At 70.4% G+C, this 7231-nt stretch carries 3 protein-coding genes; all 3 read right to left on the reverse strand.

Going from position 1 to position 7231, the window contains the following annotated elements; translation table 11 throughout:
* Window positions 1–1365 (reverse strand): carboxypeptidase regulatory-like domain-containing protein (locus D180_RS21765; RefSeq protein ID WP_017914436.1); only part of this gene is annotated, 1365 nt, incomplete at its 3' end.
* A gap of 632 nt (window positions 1366–1997) precedes the next feature.
* Entirely contained in the window at window positions 1998–4727 is a 2730-nt protein-coding gene (locus D180_RS21770) for a glycoside hydrolase family 3 C-terminal domain-containing protein (RefSeq protein ID WP_017914437.1), read from the reverse strand.
* Window positions 4727–7231 (reverse strand): glycoside hydrolase family 2 protein (locus D180_RS21775; RefSeq protein ID WP_017914438.1); only part of this gene is annotated, 2505 nt, incomplete at its 5' end. The genes D180_RS21775 and D180_RS21770, both read right to left, overlap by 1 nt.

Raw genomic sequence — 7231 nt, forward strand, 5'->3', positions numbered from 1 at the left:
GGCGGTCTTGCGCGCGCCCACCTGGAAGGTGGCCAGGTCGGCGATTTCCGGGTTGGTCTCGTACCAGAAGCGCGCGGCGATGCGGTTGATGTTGGGCGAATACACGCCGGGCGTGGCGGTGGGCACGAAGCTGACGTCCTGCGGCAGCAACTGCACGAAGGTGGTGCCCTGGTCGGTCTTGGCGTAGGCGTAGGTGGCGCGTGCGTACACCGACAGGGTGTCGTCCACGTTCCAGTCGAAGGCGGCGTTGCCGCCGTAGCGGCGCTCCCAGCCGGCGACCACGCCGACGTTCATGCCGGTGCTGGTCAGGTTGTCCTGCGGCGCGTAGCCGGCGGCATTGCTGCCGTCGGCATTGGCGTGCAGGAATTTCCAGGAGCCGTCGTTGAGCGCGCTGGTGGCCGCGGCCACCTCGCTGTTGGTCGAGGTGCGGTAGTCGTAGTAGGCGCTGGCGTAGAAGCCGAACTGCTGCTCGTCGCCGAACTTGTGCTGGAACTCGCCGGCCAGGCCGCCGCCGAGGCCGTCGCCGCCGTAGTCGCGTGCCCGGCTCTCGACGCGGCCGCTGACGGTGACGCTGCCGCTGGTGGCGTCCTTGTAGTCGTAGGCGGTGGGCGTGCGGAAATCCAGGGTGCCGCCGATCGCGTCGCCGTCCATGTCGGCGGTGGAGGTCTTGTTGGCGACGATGGTCTGCAGGCCGGAAGGCGGCAGCAGGCTCAACTGCACGCTGCGGCTGTACGGCATGCCCTGGGCGACGGTGACGCCGTCGATCAGGTTGACGTTGTACTCGGAGGGCAGGCCGCGCACCGAGGCGAACATGCCTTCGCCGCGCGCGGCGCCGTCGACGCCGCCGAAGTAGCCCGAGCCGCTGTAGGTGATGTTGATGCCGGCGATCAGGCCCAGCGCCTCGGCGACGTTGTGCACGGCGGTGTGCTCGAGATCGTTGGCCGACAGCACGTCCACCGTGTTCGAGGAATTCATCTTCAGCGTGCTGGCGTCGTAGCGGTTGGCCGCCACGCTGATCGTCTGCAATTGCTTGGCCTCGTCCAGCGCGATCGACACCGTGGCGGCGCCGCTGTCGGCGACCTGTACGGTGGTTTCCGGCGCGCTGAAACCGGGGTAGTCCAGTTGCAGTGCGTACTGCCCGGCCGGCACGTCGGCGATGACGAAGCGGCCCTGGGCATCGGTGACGGCGCTGAGCGCGGTGCCGGCGATGGCGACCTTGGCGTGGGCGGCGGGCTTGCCGCTGCTGCGCTCCTTGAGTTCGCCCTGCACGGTGCCGGCCAGCGCCGGTGCGGCGGCGGCAAGGCCGGTGATGGCCAGGATGGCGGCGCACAGCGCCTTGCGCTTGCAATGGGGATGGGTTGCCACGTGACACCTCGCTGATCGTGATCGGTGCGGGCACGCGCCGAAGGCGACGCGCCGCTGCGTTCCTGGAAGGCAGACACGGTGGACGGAAGGCGCGCGCGCTCGAACCGCACGCCGGAGGGCGTGCGAACAGGACAGAGCGAACGGCGACCGACGCGAGGCGTCTGCCGGCTGGGCGGACCGTTAAACGGCGATCAGTGGCGTGGCGGCGAGTAGCCGGCGATGCACTTGGAGCGCGAACGCAGCGCGCTCAGCTTGTAGCGACGGGTCATGCGCAGCGGCCCCCATGCGTGCCCGCGCGGAACGCGGACGACAGGCAGGGCGCCGGAACTCCGGCGAGGCATCGATCCTGGCTGCGACGACTGCATGACATGGCACATCACCCCTGGAACTGCCCTGGAAAACGCCGCAAGTGCTGCGGCGTTCGGCGCGTCTGGCATCGTCGATGCGTGGCACCGACGTGTTATCGATACCTCTGTCCCGGAAGACTGTCAATAGGTCGTGAAAAATAAATTAGCAAGGCGCTGGAACGTGGGGGGATGGCGCCCGGCGGCGGCAGCGCGCCGGGCCGTTACGCTGCACCGCCGCATGCGCTGGCGCATTTCGTAGACAGGGGCCGTGGGCGGCCCCGTCGCTCACTTCGGCAGGGCCATGCGCCCGCTGATCGAGAACGCCGCGTCCTCGCCGGGGGCGCCGGTACCGGGCTGGCCGCCGCCGACGAACAGGCGGTAGTCGCCGGCCTCGACCGCGCGCTGGCCGCTGCGGTCGACGTCGCTGAGCTGGCGCGCGTCCAATGCGAAGCTCAGCGTGCGCGCCTCGCCCGGTTGCAGGTGCACGCGCTGGAAGCCGACCAGGCTGCGCAGCGGCGACTGCGCGCGCTGCGGGTACTGCAGGTAGACCTGCACCACCTCGTCGCCGGCGCGTGCGCCGGTGTTGCGCACGGTGGTGCTCACCTGCAGCGGCTGGCCGGCCTGCAGCGTCGCGGTCGACAGCTGCGGCGCGTCGTAGGCGAACTGGGTGTAGCTCAGCCCGTAGCCGAACGGGAACAGCGGCTCGCCCTTGAAGTAGCGATACGTGCGGCCCTTCATGTCGTAGCTGACGTAGGGCGGCAGGTCCTTGGTCGAGCGGTAGAAGGTCACCGGCAGGCGCCCGCCGGGGTTGATGTCGCCGGCCAGCGCCTGGGCGATGGCGGTGCCGCCGGACTGGCCCGGATACCAGGCGGCGATGATCGCGTCGGCATGCTGCTTGGCCCAGTTCAACGCCACCGCGCTGCCGCTCATCAGCACCACCACCAGCGGCTTGCCACTTGCCTTGGCCCGTTCCAGCAGCGCCTGCTGCGCCGCCGGCAGGGCCAGGTCGTTGCGGTCGCCGCCGTCGAAGCCGGGCACGTCGATGCGCAGTTCCTCGCCTTCCACGTCCGGCGACAGGCCGACGAAGGCCACTACTGCGTCGGCCTGCGCCACCGCGCGTTCGGCTTCGGCCAACTGCAGCGCCGGCGGCGCCAGCCACTCCAGGCGCAGGCCCTGGTCCTGGCCGCGGTGTTCCAGCTCCAGGCGGATGCGCCGCGGCCGCGCGTCGTCGAAATGCAGCACGGTCTCGACGTTGCGGCCGTCGGCGTTGTGCATGCCGGCCGGCACGTGCTTGTCCTCGGCGTTGCCGGCCACCACCAGCTGGTCGTCGATGTACAGGCGCACCGGGTCGTGGCCGGCGCAATCGAAGCAGCGCGCCACGCGTACCGCCAGGGTGTAGTCGCCCGGGCCCGGCGGCAGCAGTTCGCCGCTCCAGCGCACCGAGTAGCGGTCCTTGTCCACGCCCTTGGCCGGGGCCACGTGGTCCCAGTTGAAGCCGACCACGCGGTCCTGGCGCTGCACGCGCGGTGTGCCGGCCAGGTCCAGGTTGTCGAAGTACTCGCCGCGCAGCCCGGGCTTGCCGTCGCTGCGCAGGGCGGTCTCGGGGATCATGCCGGGCACGCCGGCGGCCAGCGGCGCGCCCTGCGCATAGGCGACCTGGGCGGCGCCGAAGCGCGTGCGCAGCCCTTGCAGCGGCGTCACCGGCTGCACCGAGGTGCCCTGGTAATTGGCTTCCAGCGCGGCCAGCGCGTCGGCGTTGGGGCCGAGCACGGCCAGGCGCAGGCCCGGGCGCAGCGGCAGGGTGGCGTCGGCGTTCTTCAGCAGCACCAGCGATTGCTGCGCGGCCTGCAGCGCCAGTGCGCGGTGCGCGGCGCTGTCGATGTCCCTGGCGCCCAGCCGCGCATACGGGTCGTTGCGCTGCGGCTGCAGTTCGCCGAGCCGGTAGCGCGCGGCGAACAGGCGCACCAGCGAGCGGTCGAGCAGGGCTTCGTCGGCTTCGCCGCGGTCGAAGGCGATGCCGAGGTCGCGGTAGGCGGTGCCGCAATTCAGATCGTGCCCGGCCTTGAGCGCGGCCGCGGACGAGCCGGCGTTGTCGGGGCGGTAGTAGTGGAACTGGGTCATGTCGTCGATCGCATCGCAATCGGACACCACGAAGCCCTTGAAGCCCCAGTCGCCGCGCACGCGGCCGTCGAGCAGCCAGTCGGCGGCGCAGGCGGGCGTGCCGTGCAGGGAGTTGTACGCGCACATCACCGAGCCGGCCTGGCCGTCGACGATGGCGGCGCGGAACGCCGGCGAATAGGTCGCCTCGAAATCGTGCGGCGACACGTCCACGTCGAAACCGTGGCGGCCCGGTTCCGGCCCGCTGTGCACGGCCAGGTGCTTGGGCGTGGCGATGGTGCGCGGATGCGCCGGATCGTCGCCCTGCAGGCCGTGGATGAAGCCGACCGCGAGCCGTCCGGTGAGGTAGGGATCCTCGCCGTAGGTCTCCATGCCGCGGCCCCAGCGCGGGTCGCGGAAGATGTTGATGTTGGGCGACCAGATGGTCAGCCCGGCGTAGCGCGGATGGTCCTTGCCGGGGCCGCCGGCGAGATTGAACTTGGCCCGCGCCTCGGTGGAGGTGACGGTGCCGACGTCGTGCAGCAGTTCGGCGTTCCAGGTCGCGGCCAGGCCGATCGCCTGCGGGAACACCGTGGCTTCGCCGTTGCGGGCGATGCCGTGCAGGCCCTCGCTCCACCACTCGTAGGCGGGTACGCCCAGGCGCGGGATCGCCGGCGCAGCGTTCATCGCCTGCGCGATCTTCTCGGCGCGGGTCATCTTCGCCACCAGCGCGGCGGCGCGGTCCTCGGCCTCGTCGGCGTGGGCGAGCGGGGCGGCGAGCAGGCCGATCGCGCACAGCGCCAGATAGAGGCGCTTTTGTGGGAGGGACTTTCGTCCCGACGCTTTACCGGTAACGCCCCGTCGGGATTGAAGTCCCTCCCACAAGGTGACGCCCGCCTGCGACATCGGCTTGCCCATCACTTCGCCTCCGCCGGTTCGGCCGGCGCGCCGGCCATCGTTCCGCCCAGATCGCGCACCTGCAGCGCCGCGCGCACCTGCTCCAGGGTGGCGCTGCTGTGCACGCGCACGGTCAGCGGCTCGCCCGGCAGCAGGTCGAAGGCGTTGTCGGACAGGGTCACGTCGAGGTCGCCGAAGCTCAGCCACACCTGCGCCGCAAGCGTGGCGCTGCTCAGGGTCAGCGCGTAGCCGTCGCCATCGGCGCGCAGCTCGCTGCGGATGTCGGCCTGCGGCCACTGCAGGCGCTTGGCCGCGTCGAAGTACACCAGGGTGCGCGACAGCACGCGCTCGCCGTCGAGCAGCTCGAACACCGCCACGCTGCGGCGCGGATCGGCGCGGCGCAGCAACTGCGCATCGCTGAAGCTGCCTACGCGCACGCTGGACAGCGGCGCCAGCGTCACCGGCTTCTCGGTCTTGCTCAGCACCTTGCCGGACAGGTCCATCACCCGCATGCGCCAGCGCGCGGCCAGCGGCGTGGTGCGGTCGGAGACCAGCGACACGGTGGTCTGGCCCTTGTCGTCGCGCAGTGCGGCGATCAGTTCCGGCGCGTAGAAGCGGCGCGCATGGTACTGCAGCGCCTTCCAGCGGCCGAAGTAGTCCAGGCTCGACCACGACGCGCCGGGCCACACGTCGTTGAGCTGCCAGTACAGCGAGCCCATCGATTGCGGCCGCGAGGCGCGCAGGTGTTCGGCGGCCAGGGTGATGCCCTCGGCCTGCATGATCTGGCTCAGGTAGACGAAGCTGGCGAAGTCCTTGGGTTCGCCGAACGCACGGCGGATGTACAGCAGCAGGCGCTGGTTGCCGTTGCCCTTGTCGAACTTCTGGTGCGCGCGCATCACCGGCGATTCCGGCTGCAGGTCGCCGGGTTCGGCGAAGGCGCGGATGGTGCGCATCTCGGGGAACGACTGCAGGCCGTATTCGGACATGAAGCGCGGGGTCACGTTGAGGTACTCGGTGACCGGCAGCGCCGGGCCGCCCCAGACCTTCCAGTAGTGCATGTCGCCGTCGTCGGGCTGGTCGGCGGCGCCGTCGAAATCGGTACCCGGCGAGGTCGCCCAGTACGGGGTGTCGCTGTCGTACTTCTGCACCGCCTCGCGCAGCACCGTGCCGAACAGTGTGGTCATGCCGCGGACGATGCGCTCACGCTCTTCCGGGTCGATCGACTGCTTGAACTTGACCCGGTCGCCCCAGTTCTCCCAGCCGGTCTGCACCTCGTTGTTGCCGCACCAGATGACGATGCTGGGATGGTCGCCCAGGCGCCGCACCTGCTCCTCGGCCTCGGCGCGGGTGTTCTCGCGGAAGGCGACGTCGTAGGGCGGGATGGCGCCGCCGAACATGAAGTCCTGCCAGATCATGATGCCCAGGCGGTCGGCGTCTTCGTAGAAGCTGTCCGGCTGGTAATGGCCGCCGCCCCACATGCGCAGCATGTTCATGTTGGCGTCGCGTGCGGACTGCAGGAAGCCGCGCATGCGCACGGCGTCGACGCGGGTGGGGAAGCTGTCGAACGGAATTAGGTTGGCGCCCTTGGCGAACACTGGGATGCCGTTGACCACGAGGGCGAAGCTCTTGCCCCACTGGTCCTTCTCGCGGCGCAACTCGACGCTGCGCAGGCCGGTGACGCGCTGCGCCTCGAAGCGCTCGCCCGCGGCATCGCGCAGCTGCGCCTTGAACGTGTACAGATCCTGGCGGCCGTAGCCGGCCGGGAACCAGCGCTGCGGCTTGGCGATGCGTACCGGCACGGTCAGGGTGTTGGCACCTGGATCGACGACCGCGCGCTGGCTGAACTGGCCGACGCGCTGGCCGTCGGGGCCGAGCACGTCCAGGTCCAGCTGCACCTCGCCGCTGCGGCCGGCCTGTACCTGCAGCTGCGCCAGCAGCTGCGCCGCGTCGGCGTCGACGCGCTGCTGGGCGATGCGCAGGCCGTCCACGCGCAGCGCGTCCCAGGCTTCCAGGCGCACGCCCTGCCAGATGCCGGCGGTGACGATGCGCGGGCCCCAATCCCAGCCGAAGTTGTACGGCGCCTTGCGCACGTAGGTGGAGCTGTGCCGCGCCACCGGCTCGTCGCCGAACGCCGAATCGTAGGCGCCGGGCAGCGCGTAGGGCTGCTTGGACAGCCACGGCTGGATCTTCTTGATCGGCGAGGCGATGCGCACTTCCAGCACGTTGTCGCCGCGCTTGAGCAGCGGTTTGGCGTCGACCCGCCACTGCCGGAACATGTTGTCGGCGGCGAGCAGTTTCTTGCCGTTGAGGTAGACCTCGGCGAAGGTGTCCAGCCCGTCGAACACCAGTTCCAGGTGCGGGCGCGCCAGCAGGGCCGCATCGACCTGGAAATGGGTCTGGTACTGCCAGTCGCTGAGCCCGGCCCACTGGATCTGCGCTTCGTTGTCGCGATAGAACGGATCGGGCACCACCCCGGCGGCGATCAGGTCGGTCTGCACCGTGCCCGGCACCTGCGCCGGCAGCCA

The organism is Xanthomonas sp. SHU 166, from assembly GCF_000364685.1.
GTDB lineage: Bacteria > Pseudomonadota > Gammaproteobacteria > Xanthomonadales > Xanthomonadaceae > Xanthomonas_A > Xanthomonas_A sontii.

Bases quoted from the DNA above. Each gene is read 5' to 3' on its own strand.
- D180_RS21770 (WP_017914437.1), bottom strand. From the start codon at position 4,727: ATGGGCAAGCCGATGTCGCAGGCGGGCGTCACCTTGTGGGAGGGACTT.